Here is a 19287-nt window from a genome sequence, read left to right on the forward strand (position 1 = left end):
ATTTAACAAGATGAATTGCACACAGAGTGACCCTCCGCAGCATTTAAGTGTCCAAACGGATCGCCCGCGCAGCAGTCGGTTCCTGGCCTCGCGCGCCAAACGGTGCTGGCTGCGCGCCAGGCCAGGGATGGCCACCCGGGCAGCATTGCACCCGTATCATGAACCGAACGACCGACACGGCTGCAGAGCTGGCCGGGACGACCTACGTCACCGCCATCCCCTCCCCGTCCAGCGCCAGCCGCAGCATCCGGGCCAGATCGGCGCGGCGATAGGGCTTGGTCAGCAGCCGGACCCCGGCTTCGACCCGGCCGTGATGAACGACGGCATCCTCGGTGTAGCCGGAGGTGTACAACACTTTCAGCCCCGGCCGCAGCGCACGGATCTCGTCGGCGAGCTGGCGGCCGTTGATGCCGGCGCCTAGCACGATATCGGTGAACAGCAGGTCGAACGCCAGCCCCTGTTGCACCATTGCCAGCGCTTCCACGGCGTTGGTGGCGGTATGCACCCGGTAGCCGAGGCTGACCAGATTGGTGATGACGTAGCTGCGCACCAGTTCATCGTCCTCGACCACCAGCAGAACCTCCTGACCTCCGGTGATCTCGGGCGCCTGCGTCACCGCCGGTGCCGGGCCGGCCAGCTCGGCGCACGGCAGGAAGATCTTGATCGTGGTGCCATAACCTTCCTCGCTGTAGATCTTGATGTGACCGCCGGACTGCAGGACGAAGCCGTAAACCATGCTGAGGCCGAGGCCGGTGCCCTTGCCGATCGGCTTTGTGGTGAAGAACGGATCGAACACGCGGTCGAGAATCGCGGCAGGCATCCCCGTGCCGGTGTCGCTCACCGCGATCATCGCATAGGGGCCGGGCACGACTTCGGCGTTCTGCTCGGCATAGGCCTCGTCGAGCATGACATTGCCGGTTTCCAGCGTCAGCCGGCCGCCCGAGGGCATCGCGTCGCGGGCGTTGACCGCCAGATTGAGCAGTGCGCTGTAGAGCTGCGCCGGGTCGGCCAGCACGGGCCAGGGCTCCGCGATCAGCCGGGCTTCGATATCGACCTTTTCGCCGAGTGTCGGCCGCAGCAGCCGCGCCGAGTCGGTGACCACCGCATTGATCTCGATCAGGCGCGGCTGCAGCGGCTGCTTGCGGGCGAAGGCCAGCAATTGGTGGGTGAGATCGGCGCCGCGGTCGACCGCGTCGTTCAGCATCTGCGCCACCCGCGCCAGCATCGGCTGGTCCTTGACGCCTTCGCTGATGATCTCGACGCCGCCGGTCAGCACGGTGAGGATGTTGTTGAAGTCGTGCGCCACGCCGCCGGTGAGCTGGCCGACCGCTTCCATCTTCTGCGCCTGGCGAAGCTGGCGTTCGGTCTCGCGAAGTGCGGTGACATTGCGGTACAGGATCACGGCGCCGCCGAACGAGCCGTCGGCATTGAGAATCGGGCGGCCGCTGGCAGCCACCTGGATCAGCGCCTGGTCCGCAAACCGGATCCCGAGCTCGACATTGTCGAAGCTCTCGCCGCGCAGCGCCCGCTCGGCCGGGCTGGTGCCTTCCGGCATCGGCGTCACGCCGTCGCAGAGAAAGCGCTTGTATTTCTGCCGCCAGCGCGTCGAGCCGATGTCCTCGGCCGCGCCGAACAGCGCGACGCAGGTCGGGTTGGCAAAAATCCGCCCGCCCTTCGCGTCAATCACCACCAGCGCATCGGCCATGCTGGCGATGATCTTGTCGAGCAGCTCCGACTTGATCAGCAGCGCCGCCGAGGTCCGCTCGATCTTGCCGACCGCCTGGACGAAGGCGTCGACCAGGATGCCGGTCTCGCCGCTCAACCCGCTCGGCACGGTGAGCTGCCCGGTCCTCGAAAACTCGTCCACCGCCCCGGTGATACGGACCACGGGACCCGCCAGCGAGCGCGACAGGCACATCGCAAGCATCACGGCGCCGATCACCGCGAACAGAGCGACGGTCAACCCGGCGTTCTGCAGCGCGATGGCCGGCGCCATGATCCGGTTGAACGGCTCGGTTTCGATCACGCCGGTTCGCAAACCGCTGGAAAGCGGCGCGACCACCATGGCGGCGGCGACCTGCTGGCCGTCGGCCGCGGTGAACACGGTCGCGGTGCCCTGCTTGTCGCCGAGCGACGCAGCCAGCTTCGGAAAATCATCCTGCCAGCGCCGGTTGGGATCGGCCTGCTCGATCTGCCCGCCTTTGTAGTTCATCAGATACGGGCCGCTGGCATCGACGAAATGGACTTCGGTGTCGCTGCCCAGCGCCTCGCGGATCCGCTCGAAGATCGGACGCAGATCGTATTCGAGCACCAATGCGCCGAACGCTTCGCCGGCCGGCCCGCGTAGCGGCGCGGCCACCGAGATCGACGGGACCGCCGGCCCGTGCACGGTGCGCGGCGGCAGAAAGCTGATCGGCGAGAAATACAGTTCAGTGTCCGGCACCGTGAGCGCGCTGCGCAGCAGGTCGTGGTCGCGCGGCGTGAGTTCGGCGGTGGGGGCGATGCGAAGCACGCCCTCGGCGCCTTCCCGCTCGACCCGGATCAGTTCGCGGCCGCCATGGCTGGCGTCGAGCAGATGATAGGCCGTCAGTCCCAGCTTGGCGCCCATCATGGCCACATAATCGGCCGTCACATGATGCAGCCATTGCTCTTCGCTCAGCCCGTCCTGCGGATCGATGCCGCCATGGCGGCGCGCCCGGATCAGCCCCTGATGCGCCGACAGGCTGCGGGTCGACAGCACCTCGTTGCGGACCACGCGCAGGATCGATTCATAGCCGCTGAGCCGGGCCTTTACGTGCAGCGCCAGTTGCGTCAGCCCGGTCGGGACCACCGTTCGTCCGATATTGTAATAAGCGGTGACGCTGACGGCGCCCACGGCGATCAGCACCAGCGCCGTCATGGCCAACATCAACCTGGTCGAGAGCTTCATGGCGATTCCGCCGGGCGAAGCGCCTGCGGCGCTCCGAATAAGGTACCATGATGGTAGGTTCCATGCTGGCATGCCACGGCGATTCCACAAGGTGAAATACCGTGGCATGGCCGGCCAGGCCGAAATTCGGTATCTGGATACGCAAATGGCGCGCAATCGGCGCCCGGGATCAACTGGCGCCGAGGCGTCGACGGAGGCAGGGCAATGGTCTGGACTGGAAACCTATTGGTGGCGCTGGTGGCGGCGCTGCACGTCTATTTCATGGTGCTGGAGATGTTTCTCTGGACCCGGCCCTATGGCCTGAAGACCTTCGGCAACACGCTGACCAAGGCGCAAGCATCCGCCGTGCTCGCCGCCAATCAGGGTCTGTATAATGGCTTCCTCGCCGCCGGCCTCGTCTGGAGCCTGCTGCACGCCGCGCCGGCCTTCGCCTGGCAGCTGAAAGTCTTCTTCCTGCTGTGCGTGATCACAGCAGGCCTGTACGGCGCCTGGAGCGTCAGCCGCAAGATCCTGTTCGTGCAGGCGCTGCCCGCGGCGATCGCACTCGCCGTGGTCACGCTGGCTTGAGCAGCGCGACCTCTTTTCCTTCTCCCCTTGTGGGAAGGTGGCGCCGACGAAGTCGGCGTCGGATGAGAGGGAGCGACGGAGCGCAACACTACCCCTCACCCGTCCGCGCTGACGCGCGGCCACCCTCTCCCACAAGGGGAGAGGGGAAGAAAACAAAAAGCCGCGCTGTTGCCAGCGCGGCTTTTTCTAGTTCGGCAGAGCTTACTTGCTCATGCTGCCCTTGGACATGCCATCCTTGGCCATGCCGTCCTTGGCCATGCCGTCCTTGGCCATGCCGTCCTTGGCCATGCCGTCCTTATGCATGCCATCCTTCTTCATGCTGTCCTTCTTCATGCCGGTGGTGGTACCCATCTTGCCGCTGTCGGAGCGATCAACGGCGACGCCGGTGCTGGTCGTGCCGGGCTGGTTGATGCCGGCACCGGTCGAGGACGGCTGCGGCGCGTTCGGATTGGCCTGCGCGAAAGCGGCGCCGGTCATCAGGGCGGTGATGGCGGTAGCGAGAATAATCTTCTTCATGGTGACCTCCGGTTGGTTGTTGCTTGCCTCGACAATGATGAACAACGTTATCCGTTCCGATCTTTGCGCTGATAGCAAAACCACCTCCGAAAACTCCAGATGCCGCCACATTTCCCACGGCGCAGGTCAACTTGCCTTCGCTAGTTCCCTGCGTCACACTGTCCGCAACGATGGCGCCAGCAATGGAACGACCGTCGGCGACACATCAGGGAGGCATGGCCATGAGGAATTCACACGCCGCGACTTCGTTCGCGCATCTGCTCGCCACCGCGACGATAGCCGTCGCTTTATCCGCCGCACCCGCTGCAGCGCAAAAGAAATACGATTCCGGCGCCTCCGACAGCGAGATCAGGATCGGCCAGACCGTGCCGTTCTCCGGGCCTGCGTCCGCCTATTCCTCGATCGGCAAGACCCAGGCGGCGTATTTCCGCATGGTCAACGAACAGGGCGGCGTCAACGGCCGCAAGATCAATCTGATCCAGTATGACGACGCCTATTCGCCGCCCAAGGCGGTGGAACAGGTGCGCAAGCTGGTCGAGAGCGACGAGGTGCTGCTGACGTTCCAGATCGTCGGCACGCCGTCCAATGCCGCCGTGCAGAAATATCTCAACCAGAAACAGGTGCCGCAACTGTTCTCCGCCACCGGCGCCACGCGATTCTCCGATCCGAAGAACTTTCCGTGGACGATGGGCTACAACCCGAACTACCACAGCGAGGGCCGGATCTACGGCAAGTACATTCTGAAAAACTATCCCGCCGCCAAGATCGCTATCCTCTGGCAGAACGACGACCTCGGCCGCGACTATGTCAACGGCATCAAGGCCGGGCTCGGCGACAAGGCCGCGAGCATGATCGTCTCCGACGCCTCCTACGAACTCGCCGACCCGACGATCGACTCGCAGATCGTCAAGCTGAAATCCTCCGGCGCAGATCTCTTGTTCTCGGCCTCGACGCCGAAATTCGCAGCACAAGCCATCAAGAAGGTGGCCGACTTGGGCTGGAAGCCCGTGCACATCGTCGACATCAACGCCACCTCGGTCGGCGCCGTGCTGGTGCCCGCGGGACTGGAGAATTCGAAGGGGCTGATCTCGACGAATTACGGCAAGGACCCGCTCGACCCGCAATGGAAGGACGATGCAGGCATGAAGCGCTATTTCGCCTTCATGGACAAATACTATCCCGAGGGCGACAAGAACTCGAACTTCAACACCTACGCCTATGACAATGCGCAGCTGATGGTGAAGGTGCTGGAGCGCTGCGGCAACGAGCTGACCCGCGCCAATGTGATGAAGCAGGCGACGTCGCTGTCCGGCTACGGCAGCGACCTGCTGCTCCCCGGCATCACCTACTCCAGCTCGCCGACGGATTACCGCGTCAACAAGCAATTGCAGATGCAGCGGTTTAACGGCGAGAGGTGGGAGCTGTTCGGGCCGATCATCGAGGACGATGCGGCGGGGTGAGGACTGTTGTGGAGATTATTCAGTGGAAACACATCTTTCATCGGCAGCAAGCGTAGCAACCATTAAAGCGCGGCCTGCTTTTCAACCCATGGCGTGCCGCGCTCGACGACGGTGTTGGCGTAGATGAGGAGCTTGCGAGCGCAGGCGATGAGCGCCTCGTTGTGGCCTTGCCGCGGGCTTTCAGGCGCTCGTAGAGCGCGCACAGGGCCTTGTTCCAGCGGAACGAGGCCGGCAGCGCCGCAGCAAACAGCGAGCGACGCAGGCGGCTTCGACCACCTGCAATGTGGCGCTGCCCCCTATGCTTGCCGCTGTCATCGTCGAACGGCGCAAGGCCGGCAAGAGCTGCCGCCTTCTCCCGGCTGATTTGGCCGAGCTCAGGCATGCGGATGATCAGCGCCAGCGCAGTCCGCTCGCCGATGCCGGGGACGCTGAGCACCAGATCGAGGCGCCGCGCCAGATCCGGATGGTCGCGCAGTTGGCCCGCGATTCGTAGGAGTTCGGTGGCTCGGCGCGCCTTCAGCCGATCGATGTCGTTGAGGACCAGACGCCGCCGTCGTGGCTCGTCGATATGTTCGAGCCGAGTCTTGAGGCGGACCATGTCTTCCTCGATCTGTTCGACGAAGGTCAGGTGATCTGCCAGCTCCGTGAGCCTTGGATCCGCGTCGACAGATGGAGGATCGAGCACCGCCGCGCAGGCGGCGACCAGCACGGCATCCAGGGCGTCGTTCTTGGCGCGCCGCAGATGCAGCCTGGCAAAGTTCTTGACCTGGATCGGCTGCAGCACCAGCACGACGAAGCCTTTGGTGCGCAAATGCGTAACCACGCCACGTTCATAACCACCGGTGGCCTCGATACCGACTTTGGTGACGCCTGCCTTACCGAGATCGGCCGCCAACTGCCGCCATCCCGCCGCTACGTTGGGCACCTGCCATCGCTGCTCCCGGCCATGCACCGCAATGTCGAGCTTGTCTTTGGCCGTATCGATGCCGGCCGTTTCCGTGTTATTGTTCGTCATCTTCGTCGACCCCTGCCTTGTGAAGCGAACCAACTTGTTCCGGCAACCATCCGGGTCCGATGAAGGAGCTGGCGCGATCCCGCTACGGGGCAGTCTCAGACGACTCAGGGCGGATACGATCCGATCGCCAGCCGCTCTGCCGCGGATGGCCGTCCGCGGCAGAGCATTCCTCTCGGAACGAGCTGACAATATCCCGATTTGCTATTACAAGGGCGGATTAGCGAAGCGTAATGCGCCGCCAAGCTCATCGCGGCGGATTACGCCTGACCGCCGGTGGGCGGACAGGCTAATCCGCCCTACGGGCTAGGGCGTGTACTCATAAATCGCGCGTCTGTGTGGGAGCTTGAGGCATCTCCGCCATCCGACGTATTACAGACTTAAATTGGAGATCGCCTCAGGTCCGAAAAGTGCCATGAAGAGACACGGCTTGAGCCTTGACCCAAAGAACTTGAGCCTTGACCCAAAGAAAGAGTCGCCCGTAGGCGGCTTCTCATTTTTTCTGATCCGATACCCGATGCTTAAGCGGCGCGTACCGTATTGAGGAACTTGCCGACTTCGAGCTTGAGGCGGTTGGAGTCCCCCGACAGCGACTGAGCTGCCGAAAGCACCTTGGACGAGGCCGAGCCAGTCTCGCTGGCGCCCCGCTGCACGTCGGCGATGTTGGAAGACACTTGCTGGGTACCTTGCGACGCCTGCTGCACGTTGCGCGCGATTTCCTGCGTTGCCGCGCCCTGTTCTTCCACCGCCGCCGCAATGGTCGAGGAAATCTCGAACAGTCGTTCGATGGTGCTGCTAATTTCCTTGATCGCGCCGACCGATTCCTGCGTCGCCGCCTGAATGCCGGTGATCTGCTGACCGATCTCGCCGGTCGCCTTGGCGGTCTGCTCGGCCAGCGCCTTCACTTCAGAGGCCACCACCGCAAAACCTCGGCCAGCTTCCCCGGCGCGGGCGGCCTCGATGGTCGCATTGAGCGCCAGCAGATTGGTTTGCCCAGCAATGGTGTTGATGAGTTCGACCACGTCCCCAATTCGGGCGGCAGCTTTGGACAACTGACTAACGCGATCATTCGTCTTGCGGGTCTGGTCAACAGCCTCGTTGGCGATTCGGGCGGATTCTTGCACCTGACGGCTGATCTCATTGACCGACGAAGACATCTCTTCGGTGGAAGATGCCACGGACTGCACATTGGCGGACGCTTGTTCGGAGGCTGCCGCCACGCTCGTGGTCAGCACCTGCGATCGTTCGGCCGTCGCGGTCAGTATGCCTGCAGAGGCTTCGAGCTCGGTCGAGGCCGACGATACGGTCTCGACGATGTTTCCGACGGCGGCTTCGAAATCGTCGGCGAACTTGTTCATATCGCGCTTGTGCCGTTCTTTAGCAAGCTGCTCCTGCTGCTTTATAGTTTCCGCCTCGCCCTGGGCTTTCTCAGCAGCCTTGATCTTGAATTGTTCGATTGAACGCGCCATGTCGCCAAGCTCGTCGCCGCGATCAAGGCCCGGTAATTTGATGTTGAAGTCACCTTCACCGAGCTTCGTGACAACCGATGTCATCGCGACCAGCGCGGATGACATTTTGCGCGCGATGATGATTGAAACCATCCCTATTAGGGCGATAACGATCAGCGCCGCGATACCGACAATCTTCGCGTTCTCCCACACTTGGGCCTGCAAATCGTCAATGTACACGCCCGTGCCGATGGTCCATTCCCAAGGCGCGAAGCCGGTCACGAAGGACAGCTTCGGCTGCGCTGCCTCCTTGCCCGGCTTTGGCCACTCATATTCCACGAAGCCACTGCCATCCCGCTTCACTAACACCGCAGCGTCATATAAAAACGGCTTACCGGCGGGGTCCTTGATTTCTTTGATATCTCGGCCGATCAGCTCCGGCTTAGTCGGGTGCATGATCATCTGGCTCAGATTGTTGATCCAAAAGTAATCGCCGTTCCCGTAGCGCATTTTGCCGATGCGAGCCGCAGCCCTCTACTTTGCCGCCTCCTCTGAGGTCTTGTCCCGCTTCGCCCAATCATATTCCTCCTTGGCGACCTCGACCGCGAGCTCCACCAAATGGCCAAGTTCAGCTTGGCGCTGCGCTTTCAGGGAAGTCGAAAGAGTGTTGATCTGCAGCGCGGAAAGCCCGATCAGGCCGCAAAAGCTCAGACCGATGATGCAGTAAATACGAAGGCCAAGCGAAAAGCGCAGCTTCATGACATTATTTCCAAACTACAATGCAGTCCTGATCGGGCTGCTCCGCTCTACAATGCGCTCAGCAGCCTCCAAATTGAGTTAATTACGCTTGGCGGACATCCCGTAGAAATACGGTGTGCGCAGTGAGGATCGCTGCATCAGCGATTTCGCGGCATGTGCCTGTCAGATTTCAGCTTTGGGTCATTCGCTTCGTTTTTAACATGTCAGCGGCATGTCCGCTATCCGACCGATTCCGGACCCTCCGTTTCGTGTTGCGAGCACTGAGATAGACATGATTCAAACTCCCGAATCGGGGCCTCGGATCATGAGATACGAACTCACGGACTATGAGTGGAATGCCATCAGGCCGTTCCTTCCGAACAAGCCGCGCGGTGTGCCGAGGGTGGACGACCGGCGGGTCCTCAACGGCATCTTCTGGATATTGCGGTCGGCAGCGCCATGGCGCGATCTGCCGGAGAGCTTTGGGCCTTACACGACCTGCTACAACCGGTTCTACTTTGCCTTCATCAAACTCGCTGCGATTCGGATTTGGCTGCGCGCTTGTGAGTCCACGCCCTAGTCAGTGACAACGGGGCCGGATTTATGTCTCGACGCGCCTCGCTTATGCATGCAAGGGCGGCACAGCTTGTTGGCAAAGCATCTTAGCAAAAGCTATAGGTATTTTGTCTTTCTATGGTTGACGCCCAGAGAATTTTGACTATAATCCTCGCTGTCCTGCTCATCGAGGGGCGCTTCTAGAGGCGTTCTGGATGTGGAGCGGGATGCGGTGCCTGCGGACGTGGCTCGCAACCATGGACCCGGGAGGCCGGAGGTGGCCGTCCGCCCCCACTAGGAGGGGCCGCGCTAGTGCGCTGGCGGCATCGGTGAACGGCGGCGAAAGCCGCCGGGATGGCGGACTTCGGCTTCGCAAGGCGAAGCGGAGGACGCGCCGGTGCCGACGGAAGCGGTGCTCCGGACACAAGTCCCGCAATGGCGCGCCGAGAGGCGACGCGTCCCGCCTGCGGCCTCGCACGCCGCATCCGGAGCGCGACGAACTACCCAACTGCGCCTGTCGGCGCGCCATTCCCCTCGGTTGTCGAGGGGCACACCGGAAGGCTCGATTGGCGCGGCGGCGCGATGCCGACGGCGCGTGGGCGAATGTCATGTCAGCCCGCGCAGCGCGGATCGGCGACGCGTCCTCCGCGGCGCGATCATCCGCGCCCGAACGCCACCGTGAAGCTCGTGGTCGGCGGGGCGCCGGTAAAGGACAGCGTGGCGTTGAGGCGGCGGACCAGAGCGCTGACGACGCGCATGCCGACGCCGTGGCTGCGGGCGGGGTCGAAGCCGGGCGGCAGGTCCTGGCCGGCGTCGCTCACGGTCAGCGTCCAGCCCTGCGCGGTGCGCCGGAACGCGACGTCGACGGCGCCGCGGCCGTGTTCCGGATAGGCGTATTTGAAGCTGTTGGTGACCAGCTCGGCGAAGATCAGGCCCATCGTGCTGGCGAGATCGGAGCGCATCATCAGCACGTCGGTGGTGACATGGATGGCGTCGATGCGGGCCGGCGCGTTCAGCTTCAGGCTGTCGCAGATGCGGCGCAGGAAGGCACCGGCCTCGACGTCCTCGAGGCTGCCGCCAAGATGCAGCTCCTTGTGCACCGAGGCGATCGCCAGCACGCGGTTGCGAGCGGATTCCAGATGCGACCGGGTGTCCGCGCTGTCGGCGCTGCGCATCTGCAGGCTGAGCACGGACTGCACCAGCTGCAGCGAGTTCATCACGCGGTGATCGCCCTCGCGCGCCAGCACCTTGTTCTCCTCGACCACGAGTTCGGCGGCGAGACGCCCGGCGCGCTCGACGGCGATCAGCCGGCGCAGCTCCAGCGTCTTCATGACCTGGCCGGCCATCACCTGCAGCAGCGCCTTCTGGGTATCGTCGAGCTGCCGCGGCATGAAGTCCAGCACGCACAAGGTGCCGAGCGGCAGGCCGTCGGAAGTCTGCAGCAGCGCGCCGGCATAGAAGCGCAGCCGGGGATCGCCGATCACCAGCGGATTATCGCAGAAGCGGTCGTCCAGCGTGGTATCGGGAACGATGAACAGGCCCGGCTGCAGGATCGCATGGGCGCACAGCGAGCTGTCGATCGGCGTCTCGCGCACGCCGAGCCCGACCTCGGCCTTGAACCACTGGCGGCCGTCATCGATCAGATTGATCACCGAGATCGGCGCGTTGCATATCTCGGACACCAGCTTCACCACGTCGTCGAACTCGCGTTCGCGCGGCGTGTCCAGGATGCCATAGCTGCGAAGCGCCGCAAGTCGCTGATCTTCTGAAGCGTGCAACGCTGCTTTCACGGGCGGTCCTGATCACGAACTGTCGGTAATCCCTCGCATTTATGGCATCTCCGGCGAGCCCGTCCAAGCCGCATTTGGTCACCCTGTGTGTCTTGTCGATTTCGGCGCCGACGCGGCTAGCCGTCAATTCCTTCGATCCCGTTAAGCCCCGCTTAACCGCGCTTTAAACCGGGAACAGTACGGTCCGGCATCGAGCGGGCGGTGTGGCGTATGGCGAAGAAAAAAAGCGGTCGCAAGGAGCCTACGTTCGGGCTGCCGTCTTCGCTGTCGGAACTGCGGATGAACCCGCAGGACCGCGTCGCCGGTTCCGACGACAAGCCCAAGCCAAGTCCGCGAAAACCCGGCAAGCGCAAGTCGAGCAAGTCGCGCGGCGGCATCACCGGCTTCTTCAAGAAGATCTTCTACTGGGGCGCGGTGGTTGGCCTGTGGGGCGCGATCGCGGTGATTGGCCTGGTGATCTATGTCGGCGCGCATCTGCCGCCGATCCAGTCGCTGGAAATCCCGAAGCGGCCGCCGACCATCCAGATCACAGGCCTCGACGGCAGCGTGCTGGCGATGCGCGGCGAAATGGCCGGCGGCACCGTCGCGCTGAAGAATCTGCCGGCCTATCTGCCGAACGCCTTCATCGCGATCGAGGATCGCCGCTTCTATTCGCATTACGGCGTCGATCCCTTAGGGATCGCGCGCGCCGCGGTTACCAATGTGATGCATCGCGGCGTAGCGCAGGGCGGCTCGACGCTCACCCAGCAGCTCGCCAAGAACCTGTTCCTCTCCGAAGAACGCACGTTGAAGCGCAAGCTGCAGGAGGTCGAGCTGGCGTTCTGGCTGGAGCGCAAGCATTCCAAGCAGGAGATACTGGAGCTCTATCTCAACCGCGTTTATTTCGGCTCCGGCGCCTACGGCGTGGAAGCCGCGGCGCAACGCTATTTCGGCAAGCCGGCCAAGGAGGTCACGATCGCGGAGGCCGCTATGCTGGCTGGCCTCGTCAAGTCGCCGTCGCGGCTGGCGCCGAACCGCAATCCGGAAGGGGCCGAGGTGCGCGCGCGCACCGTGCTGGCGGCGATGCAGGACGCCGGCTTCATCACCCAGGCGCAGGCGCAGGCCTCGACGGGGCATGCGTCGTATAATGTAAAGGCGGTCGGCGCCGGCACCGTGAACTACGTCGCCGACTGGATCGGCGAGGTGCTCGACGATCTGATCGGCCAGGTCGATCAATCCATCGTGGTCGAGACCACCCTCGATCCGAAGCTGCAGAGTCTCGCGGAAGCCTCGATCATCGACGAGTTGGCGGCCAAGAGCGTCAAGTTCAACGTCTCGCAAGGCGCGCTGGTGGCGATGACGCCCGACGGCGCGGTGCGCGCGATGGTCGGCGGGCGGAACTATGCCGAGAGCCAGTTCAACCGCGCGGTCACCGCCAAGCGTCAGCCGGGCTCCTCGTTCAAGCCGTTCGTCTATCTTACCGCGATCGAGGCGGGGCTGACGCCGGAGACGATCCGCTCCGACGCGCCCTTGGACGTCAAGGGCTGGAAGCCGGAGAACTATACGCATCAATATTTCGGTCCGGTGACGCTGACGCAGGCGCTGGCGATGTCGCTGAACACGGTGGCCGTGCGGCTTGGGCTCGAGGTCGGCGCGAAAAGCGTGGTGCGGACCGCGCATCGGCTGGGCATCGCCTCGAAGCTGGAGGCCAACGCCTCGATCGCGCTCGGCACCTCCGAAGTGTCCTTGACCGAGATGGTCGGGGCCTATGCGAGCTTCGCCAATGGCGGGCTGTCCGCTTCGCCCTATGTCGTCGAGCGGATCCGCACCGTGGACGGCAACAAGACGCTGTATCGCCGCACCAAGGACACGCCGGCCGCGGTGATCGATGCCCGCGCGGTGGCGATGATGAACACGATGATGACCGAGACGCTGATCTCCGGCAGCGCCAGGAAGGCCGAGCTGCCGGGCTGGCAGGCCGCCGGCAAGACCGGCACCAGCCAGGATTTCCGCGACGCCTGGTTCATCGGCTACACCTCGAAGCTCGTCACCGGGGTCTGGCTCGGCAATGACGACAACTCGCCGACCAAGAAAGCGACCGGCGGCGGATTGCCGGTGGAGATCTGGACGCGCTTCATGAAGACCGCGCATCAGGGTGCTGCGCCGGAGCCGATCCCCGGAGCGGCGCCGAGCAGCTTCTTCAACTCGGTCGCCGCGGCGGTGTCGCAGGTGATGCCGGGCACAGCCGAGCCGCAGCAGTTGCGGCCGCAGCCGGGCTACGTGCCGAGCGCGCCGGTCTATACTGGCGCGAGGCCACAGCCGAGCGCGCCGCCGACGCCGACCTCCTATCCTGCGCGGCAAGCCCCGCCGCCGCGCGACAACGTCCGCCCGGAGGCCGCGAGCGGTTTGGACGGCTGGCTGACGGACCGGCTGTTCGGGCGATAGCCCCCTGTCATTCCGGGGCGTGCGCAGCGATAGCTGCGCGCGAACCCGGAATCCCGAAGTTGCGGCACGCTGAACATGTCGGGATCCCCCGCTACTCCAATTGGAGTGGCTGAGGTTCGCTCGCGCTGGTGCGCTCGCGCCCCGGAACGACAGCCACCCGCGGGAAGGCGATCACCCCTAGCCAAACGTCATAATTAGGAATATAAAGCTATAGGAATATAGGCAGGGAAGAGGAGGAGCGAGAATGAGATCACCCCACCCTCCCCTGTCATGTGAATGCCGCTCAGTCCTGCACCCCATAACGGTGCAGATCGTTGCCGTGCGTATCCAGCCAGGTCTTGGCGCGTTCGGTGGCCGGGCAGATCTTGGCCACCACCTTCCAGAACTTCGCCGAGTGGTTCATCTCGACCAGATGCGCGACTTCATGGGCGGCGAGATAGTCGAGCACGTAGGGCGGCGCCAGGATCAGCCGCCACGAGAACGACAGCGACCCCGCCGAGGTGCACGACCCCCACCGGCTCGACTGGTCGCGGATCGTCAGCCGCGTCACCTTGACGCCGAGTTCCTTCGCATAATGCGTCGACGCCTTCTGCAGATCGGCGCGCGCCTCGCGCTTGAGGAAATCGTGCACGCGGCGACCGACATGCTCGGCCTCGCCGGCGACGCACAGGATCTTCTCGCCAGAGTCGCGCGCCTCGGTCCACACCGTGCCGCGCGAGCCCGGCCGATGCACGATCTTGTGCATCGTGCCGCGCAACGGCAGCAGGGTGCCGGCCTCGAAGGGCGCGGCTTTCGGCAGACGGCCGAGGCGCGCGGCGATCCACGCGCCGTGGCCGGCGGCAAACGCCTTGGCATCGGCCAGCGTGCCCCGCGGCGGCATCGTCAGGATGGCTTCGCGATCGCTCGGATGAATGCGCAGCGTGTAGCGCCGCGCGCGGCGATGCCGTCGCAGGCGAACGGCAAAAATCTGGCTGCCATGCTTGATGGCCAGCGTGTCGGGTTCAGTGGGGCGGCGATAGAGAAGTGCGCGAAATGCCATATCTACATGTCCGGTCGTCAGGAGATCGACCGGATTCTGCCATATCCGCCGCCAAGAGAATGGCCCCGCAGAAAAACAAATCATTTGCCCAATATACGGGGTTTCACGAATGCATGTCCCCTATCCAATGGGCCTTGGAACCAGAATCCTGGTTCAGAATCACCGGACAGGCGCCGTTAATTAAGTGAACCTCGCCTCATTTCTAAGGATACCGGGGAAATGCGGATTTTATGGCTATTTTCAAAGGCTTGGAAACGGCGCGTTCGACTCGCAGCGATGAACAACGATGAGCTCCCCTTCGTGAAGCTCGTCGTTGCGCTATCCATCACTCCGCAGCGACGCGCTTGGATTCGGTTGCGTTGTGCATGAAGTCATTGATGCGCGGCACGATCGCGGACCGGAACCGCGAGCCGTTGAACACGCCGTAATGTCCAACGCCTTTTTGCACGTAGTGCACACGGCGATCGTCGGGGATCGATGTGCACAAAGCATGCGTCGCTTCGGTCTGGCCGATGCCGGAGATGTCGTCGTTCTCGCCTTCCACGGTCATCAGCGCGACGTTGTGAATCTTCGAGGGATCGACCAGCTTGCCGTGGTGGGTCATCTCGCCTTTCGGCAGCGAGTGCTTGATGAACACCGTGTCCACGGTCTGCAGGTAATACTCGGCCGTCAGATCCATTACCGCCAGATATTCGTCGTAGAAATCGCGGTGCTTGTCGGCGAGGTCGCCGTCGCCCTGGACCAGATGGTTGAACAGATCCTTGTGCGCGTCCATGTGGCGGTCGAGATTCATGCTGATGAAGCCGTTGAGCTGCAGGAACCCGGGATAGACGTCGCGCATCAGGCCGGGATGCGGAAACGGCACCTTGGTGATGACGTGGCTGCGGAACCAGTCGATGCCCTTTTCCGCGGCGAGGTTGTTCACCGCGGTCGGATTGCGGCGGGTGTCGATCGGGCCGCCCATCAGCGTCATCGACACCGGCACGAACGGATCGGCGTCGGCTTCCATCACGGAAACGGCGGCGAGCACCGGCACGGATGGCTGGCAAACCGCAATGACATGCATGTTGCCGCCCAGCTCATGCAGCATCTCGATGATGTAGTCGACATAGTCGTCGAGATCGAAGCGGCCTTCGGCGATCGGCACCATGCGGGCGTCGGTCCAGTCGGTGATGTAGACCTCGTGGGTCGGCAGGAAGGCCTCAACGGTGCCGCGCAGCAGCGTGGCGTAGTGGCCGGACATCGGCGCCACGATCAGCACGCGCGGCTGCGGATGCTTCAGCGGCCGCGGATGGTCCCGGTCGAAATACAAAAGCCGGCAGAACGGCTTCTCCCAGACCGTGCGGATCACCACCGGCGTTCGCACGCCGTTGACCTCGGTGTCGTCGAGGCCCCATTCCGGCTTGCCGTAGCGGCGCGTGGTGCGCTCGAATACCTCGCAGCCGGCGGCGACCTGCTTGCCGAAATCGGTATGCGTCAGCGGATTGAACGGGTTCTGGAACAGCACCTTGGTGGCATCGGTCAGCATCCGCGCCGGATTCAGCGAGGCGCGGGCCATCTCGTGCATCCAGTACATCGGCGTGGTCAGCGCCGGGCTAACTTCCGACGGCAAGGCCGGCGGCCTGCCAAATTCACCGATCGGCATCTGAACTCCCAACGTTGTTGCTGTGCGGGAGTGTGGCCCCTGCATAAGAAAGCGTCAATGCAGGGCACGGTGGATGTTTATCCAAATGTCGGCCAAACCGGCAATTTCTGCCAGAAATGAAGGCTATTCGCCGCCAGATACCAGCGAACCGGCGCGGCGGGCGCTGCGCAGCAGCCCAAGAAAACTCGCAAATGATGCGATAAACAGCACGGCGTTGATCGCCAGCGCGGTGACCATCAGGTCGGTGCGGAACGTGTGATCGAACAACAGCGCGCGCATGCCCTCGAACACATAGGTCGGCGGCAGCGTCCAGGCGACATATTGCAGCCAAGTGGGCAGCACCGACACGGGATAGTACACACAGGCCAGCGGCATCAGCCCGAACATCAGCGTCCAGACGATGCTCTCCGCACCCAGCCCGTTGCGCAACACCAGGCCGGACACGAAAATGCCGACCGACCACGAGGTAAAGATCAGGTTGCAGAAGAAGGCGATCAGCGGCAGGCCGAGCGCAAACAGGTTGAACTGGAAGAACACCACCGCGAGGATGATCATCGGGATCACGCCGATCGCCAGCCGGACCAGGCTCATGATCATCAGCGAGATCAGGAATTCGATCGGCTTCAGCGGGCTCATCATCAGGTTGCCGAGATTGCGCGCCCACATTTCCTCGAGGAAGGAGATAGAAAAGCCGAGCTGGCCGCGGAACAGGATGTCCCACAGGATCACGGCGCCGATCAGCGTGCCGCCAGCCTGCGCGAAGAAGCCGGCATTCTGCGAGATGTAGTTCTGCAGGAACCCCCAGGTGACGATCTGCAGCGCCGGCCAGTAGATCAGCTCCAGCATTCGCGGCCAGGACGACACCAGCAGGTACCAATAGCGCAGCACCATCGCGTTGATGCGGTGCAAGGCGATGCCGCGGAACTCGCGGTGATCCAGCAGGCTCATGACACGCGCTCCCGGCCGCGGGCGACGTCGAGGAACACCTCTTCCAGCGTCGTCCGGTTATAACGGACCAGGATGTTGGCCGGACTGTCGTCGTCCTCGACGCGCCCGGTCTTCATGATGATGACGCGGTCGCACAATCGCTCGACCTCCAGCATGTTGTGCGACGCCAACAGGATGGTGGCGTTGTGCGTCCGGCGATAGGTCTCCAGATGCTGGCGAATCCAGTCCGCGGTGTCGGGATCGAGCGAGGCGGTCGGCTCGTCGAGCAGCAGCAATTCCGGCTCGTTGATCAACGCCTTGGCCAATGCCACGCGGGTCTTCTGCCCGGCCGACAGCTTGCCGCTGGCGCGGTCGAGGAAGTCTGCGAGGTCGAGGTCCTCGGTGAGCTGCGCAATGCGGCCGCGCAGATCCGGCACCGCATAGAGCTTGCCGAACACCGTGAGGTTCTGCCGCACGGTAAGCCGCATCGGCATGTCGACGTAGGGGCTTTCGAAATTCATTCGGCCGAGCACCTCGGCGCTCTGCGCCGGCATCGCATGGCCGAGCACGGAGACGCGACCGGAGGTCGGCAGCACCAGGCCCATGATCATGGCGATGGTGGTGGTCTTGCCGGCGCCGTTGCCGCCGAGCAGCCCGGTGATCGAGCCGCGCGCGATCGCGAACGACACGTCGTCGACCGCACGCGTCGTCTTGTAGAGTTTGACGAGCCGATCGACGGCGATCGCCGCGCCGGAGGACGGGCTGATCGCGGGGTCGGCGCGCAAGGCGGGTTCACTGGTCATATCTGCCGTCCTAGCGGGATCGCAGCCGGATAGGCAAGCCCTGCCTGCAACTTGTCGCAGGCATTGCCGGTTTGTGATCGGACCGCCGGCCGTCTAATGTCGCCCGCATGACCGATGTCGCGCCGTCCGATTTCCGCCATCCGCGCCGCTATGTGCGGCTCGACACCATTCTGCGGCTGCGCTGGCTGGCGGTGCTGGGACAGCTCGCCGCCATCTTCATCGTAGCCCAAGGGCTCGACTTCGAAGTCCCGGTGCTGCCCTGTCTCACCGTGATCGGCCTGTCGGCCGGGCTCAATCTGGTGTTGCAGATCGTGTTCAACCCGATGCAGCGACTGGAGCCGCGCTGGGCGGCAGCCCTGCTGGCGCTGAACATTGCCGAGCTGGCGGCGCTGTTATACTTCACCGGCGGGCTGCAGAATCCGTTTTCATTCATGTTCCTGGCACCGGTGCTGATCTCGGCCACCGCACTGCCGACGCGGCTGACCATATCGCTCGGCGTACTGGCCGCGATCTGCGCCACGGCGCTGACCTTTTTCCATCTGCCGCTGCCGTGGGACGCCAGCGAGCCATTGGTGCTGCCGCAGATCTACATGCTGGGCGTCTGGCTCTCGATCCTCACCGCGATCGGCGTCACCAGCCTTTACGCCTTCCAGGTTACCGAAGAAGCCCGCAAGCTGTCCGATGCGCTGGCCGCCACCGAACTGGTGCTGACCAGGGAGCAGCATCTGACCCAGATCGACGGCCTTGCCGCAGCCGCCGCGCATGAATTGGGGACGCCGCTCTCGACCATCTTCCTGATCTCACGCGAGCTGGAAAAGAACGTGGGCAACACGCCGGAATTGGCCGAGGACCTTAAGACGCTGCGCGAGCAGGCGCAGCGCTGCCGCGAAATTCTCTCCAAGATCACGCAGCTCAATTCCGCCGGGGCACCGTTCGACCGGATGCAGCTATCGACGCTCATCGAGGAAGCGGTGGCGCCGCACCGCGATTTCGGCATCGCGATCAAGGTCCGTATTGCGGTCGCCACCGCGTCGGAGCCGACATCGATGCGCAACCCGGCGATTCTCTACGGCGTCGGCAACCTTTTGGAAAACGCCGTCGATTTCGCCCGCGAGCGGGTCGAGGTCAATGCGTGGTGGAATGCCGACAGCGTCGCGATCTCGATCTCCGACGACGGGCCGGGCATTCCGCCGGACCTATTGAAGCGGATCGGCGAGCCCTATCTGTCGCGGCGGCGCGGCGATGACGGCGGCGAACGCGGCGGGCTCGGGCTCGGCGTTTTCATCGCCCGCACGTTGCTGGAGCGTACCGGGGCCAAGGTGTCGTTCAGCAACCGCGTATTCCCGGATCATGGCGCCGTGGTGCAGATCGCCTGGCCGCGCGACAGTTTCGAGACCGCCGAACGCGCCTTCGACGACTGAGCGCCGGGAGATG

12 protein-coding genes and 2 pseudogenes are annotated in these 19287 nt (G+C 63.6%); 5 read left to right on the plus strand and 9 right to left on the minus strand.

The features are described 5' to 3' along the window. Nucleotides 1-202: 202 nt before the first annotated feature. Nucleotides 203-2929 (minus strand): ATP-binding protein, encoded by a 2727-nt coding sequence (locus FNL56_RS26125; RefSeq protein WP_143578422.1) that lies wholly within the window; start codon nucleotides 2927-2929, stop codon nucleotides 203-205. Between the two features lie 204 nt (nucleotides 2930-3133). Between FNL56_RS26125 and FNL56_RS26130 the strand changes: the two genes are divergently transcribed. Then, nucleotides 3134-3496: a DUF1304 domain-containing protein gene (locus tag FNL56_RS26130; RefSeq protein ID WP_143575717.1), complete on the plus strand. Its 363-nt coding sequence runs from the start codon at nucleotides 3134-3136 to the stop codon at nucleotides 3494-3496. 201 nt (nucleotides 3497-3697) lie between these two features. Here FNL56_RS26130 and FNL56_RS26135 read toward each other — a convergent pair whose 3' ends face one another. Further along, a complete protein-coding gene (locus FNL56_RS26135; protein ID WP_143575718.1) occupies nucleotides 3698-4012 on the minus strand; it encodes a protein YbgS in 315 nt (104 codons plus the stop codon). A gap of 221 nt (nucleotides 4013-4233) precedes the next feature. Between FNL56_RS26135 and FNL56_RS26140 the strand changes: the two genes are divergently transcribed. Beyond that, nucleotides 4234-5472: an ABC transporter substrate-binding protein gene (locus FNL56_RS26140; protein ID WP_168204699.1), complete on the plus strand. Its 1239-nt coding sequence runs from the start codon at nucleotides 4234-4236 to the stop codon at nucleotides 5470-5472. Nucleotides 5473-5509: 37 nt separating this feature from the next. Here the strand turns inward: FNL56_RS26140 and FNL56_RS26145 are convergent, their stop codons facing one another. Both FNL56_RS26145 and FNL56_RS26150 read right to left on the minus strand, forming a co-directional pair. After that, nucleotides 5510-6487: an IS110 family transposase gene (locus FNL56_RS26145; RefSeq protein ID WP_246661607.1), complete on the minus strand. Its 978-nt coding sequence runs from the start codon at nucleotides 6485-6487 to the stop codon at nucleotides 5510-5512. Nucleotides 6488-7005: 518 nt separating this feature from the next. After that, a pseudogene (locus FNL56_RS26150) lies at nucleotides 7006-8691 on the minus strand (methyl-accepting chemotaxis protein). 304 nt (nucleotides 8692-8995) lie between these two features. Here FNL56_RS26150 and FNL56_RS26160 point away from each other — a divergent pair. Next, nucleotides 8996-9184: pseudogene (locus tag FNL56_RS26160) on the plus strand (transposase); the annotation flags it as partial. A 697-nt stretch (nucleotides 9185-9881) separates the two neighbouring features. Here FNL56_RS26160 and FNL56_RS26165 read toward each other — a convergent pair. Next, complete coding sequence (locus FNL56_RS26165; RefSeq protein ID WP_143582461.1) at nucleotides 9882-11015, minus strand: histidine kinase dimerization/phosphoacceptor domain -containing protein; 1134 nt, start codon at nucleotides 11013-11015, stop codon at nucleotides 9882-9884. A 210-nt stretch (nucleotides 11016-11225) separates the two neighbouring features. Between FNL56_RS26165 and FNL56_RS26170 the strand changes: the two genes are divergently transcribed. Beyond that, nucleotides 11226-13439, plus strand: coding sequence for a transglycosylase domain-containing protein (locus FNL56_RS26170; RefSeq protein WP_143575722.1), 2214 nt, complete (start codon nucleotides 11226-11228; stop codon nucleotides 13437-13439). Nucleotides 13440-13722: 283 nt separating this feature from the next. Here the strand turns inward: FNL56_RS26170 and FNL56_RS26175 are convergent, their stop codons facing one another. The 4 genes from FNL56_RS26175 to FNL56_RS26190 all read right to left on the minus strand — a co-directional run bounded on the left by FNL56_RS26175 (nucleotide 13723) and on the right by FNL56_RS26190 (nucleotide 17853). Then, nucleotides 13723-14562, minus strand: coding sequence for a M48 family metallopeptidase (locus tag FNL56_RS26175; protein WP_143575723.1), 840 nt, complete (start codon nucleotides 14560-14562; stop codon nucleotides 13723-13725). Between the two features lie 241 nt (nucleotides 14563-14803). Next, nucleotides 14804-16123: a polyhydroxyalkanoate depolymerase gene (locus FNL56_RS26180; RefSeq protein ID WP_143582462.1), complete on the minus strand. Its 1320-nt coding sequence runs from the start codon at nucleotides 16121-16123 to the stop codon at nucleotides 14804-14806. A 123-nt stretch (nucleotides 16124-16246) separates the two neighbouring features. After that, on the minus strand, nucleotides 16247-17071 hold the full coding sequence (locus tag FNL56_RS26185; RefSeq protein WP_143575725.1) for an ABC transporter permease: 825 nt from the start codon (nucleotides 17069-17071) through the stop codon (nucleotides 16247-16249). Beyond that, the gene (locus FNL56_RS26190; protein ID WP_143575726.1) at nucleotides 17068-17853 is read right to left on the minus strand and encodes an ABC transporter ATP-binding protein; all 786 of its coding nucleotides are present in this window, start codon (nucleotides 17851-17853) and stop codon (nucleotides 17068-17070) included. Before FNL56_RS26190 ends, FNL56_RS26185 begins: the two co-directional genes overlap by 4 nt. Before the next feature lie 107 nt (nucleotides 17854-17960). Here FNL56_RS26190 and FNL56_RS26195 point away from each other — a divergent pair, with 107 nt between their 5' ends. Continuing rightward, nucleotides 17961-19274 (plus strand): ActS/PrrB/RegB family redox-sensitive histidine kinase, encoded by a 1314-nt coding sequence (locus tag FNL56_RS26195; protein WP_143575727.1) that lies wholly within the window; start codon nucleotides 17961-17963, stop codon nucleotides 19272-19274. The last annotated feature ends 13 nt before the right edge of the window (nucleotides 19275-19287 follow it).

The sequence above is a fragment of the Tardiphaga sp. vice304 genome (assembly GCF_007018905.1).
Lineage (GTDB): Bacteria > Pseudomonadota > Alphaproteobacteria > Rhizobiales > Xanthobacteraceae > Tardiphaga.

Bases quoted from the DNA above. Each gene is read 5' to 3' on its own strand.
- FNL56_RS26180 (WP_143582462.1), bottom strand. From the start codon at position 16,123: ATGCCGATCGGTGAATTTGGCAGGCCGCCGGCCTTGCCGTCGGAAGTT.
- FNL56_RS26175 (WP_143575723.1), bottom strand. From the start codon at position 14,562: ATGATTTGTTTTTCTGCGGGGCCATTCTCTTGGCGGCGGATATGGCAG.
- FNL56_RS26170 (WP_143575722.1), top strand. From the start codon at position 11,226: ATGGCGAAGAAAAAAAGCGGTCGCAAGGAGCCTACGTTCGGGCTGCCG.
- FNL56_RS26125 (WP_143578422.1), bottom strand. From the start codon at position 2,929: ATGAAGCTCTCGACCAGGTTGATGTTGGCCATGACGGCGCTGGTGCTG.
- FNL56_RS26130 (WP_143575717.1), top strand. From the start codon at position 3,134: ATGGTCTGGACTGGAAACCTATTGGTGGCGCTGGTGGCGGCGCTGCAC.
- FNL56_RS26185 (WP_143575725.1), bottom strand. From the start codon at position 17,071: ATGAGCCTGCTGGATCACCGCGAGTTCCGCGGCATCGCCTTGCACCGC.
- FNL56_RS26145 (WP_246661607.1), bottom strand. From the start codon at position 6,487: ATGACGAACAATAACACGGAAACGGCCGGCATCGATACGGCCAAAGAC.
- FNL56_RS26190 (WP_143575726.1), bottom strand. From the start codon at position 17,853: ATGACCAGTGAACCCGCCTTGCGCGCCGACCCCGCGATCAGCCCGTCC.
- FNL56_RS26195 (WP_143575727.1), top strand. From the start codon at position 17,961: ATGACCGATGTCGCGCCGTCCGATTTCCGCCATCCGCGCCGCTATGTG.
- FNL56_RS26135 (WP_143575718.1), bottom strand. From the start codon at position 4,012: ATGAAGAAGATTATTCTCGCTACCGCCATCACCGCCCTGATGACCGGC.
- FNL56_RS26140 (WP_168204699.1), top strand. From the start codon at position 4,234: ATGAGGAATTCACACGCCGCGACTTCGTTCGCGCATCTGCTCGCCACC.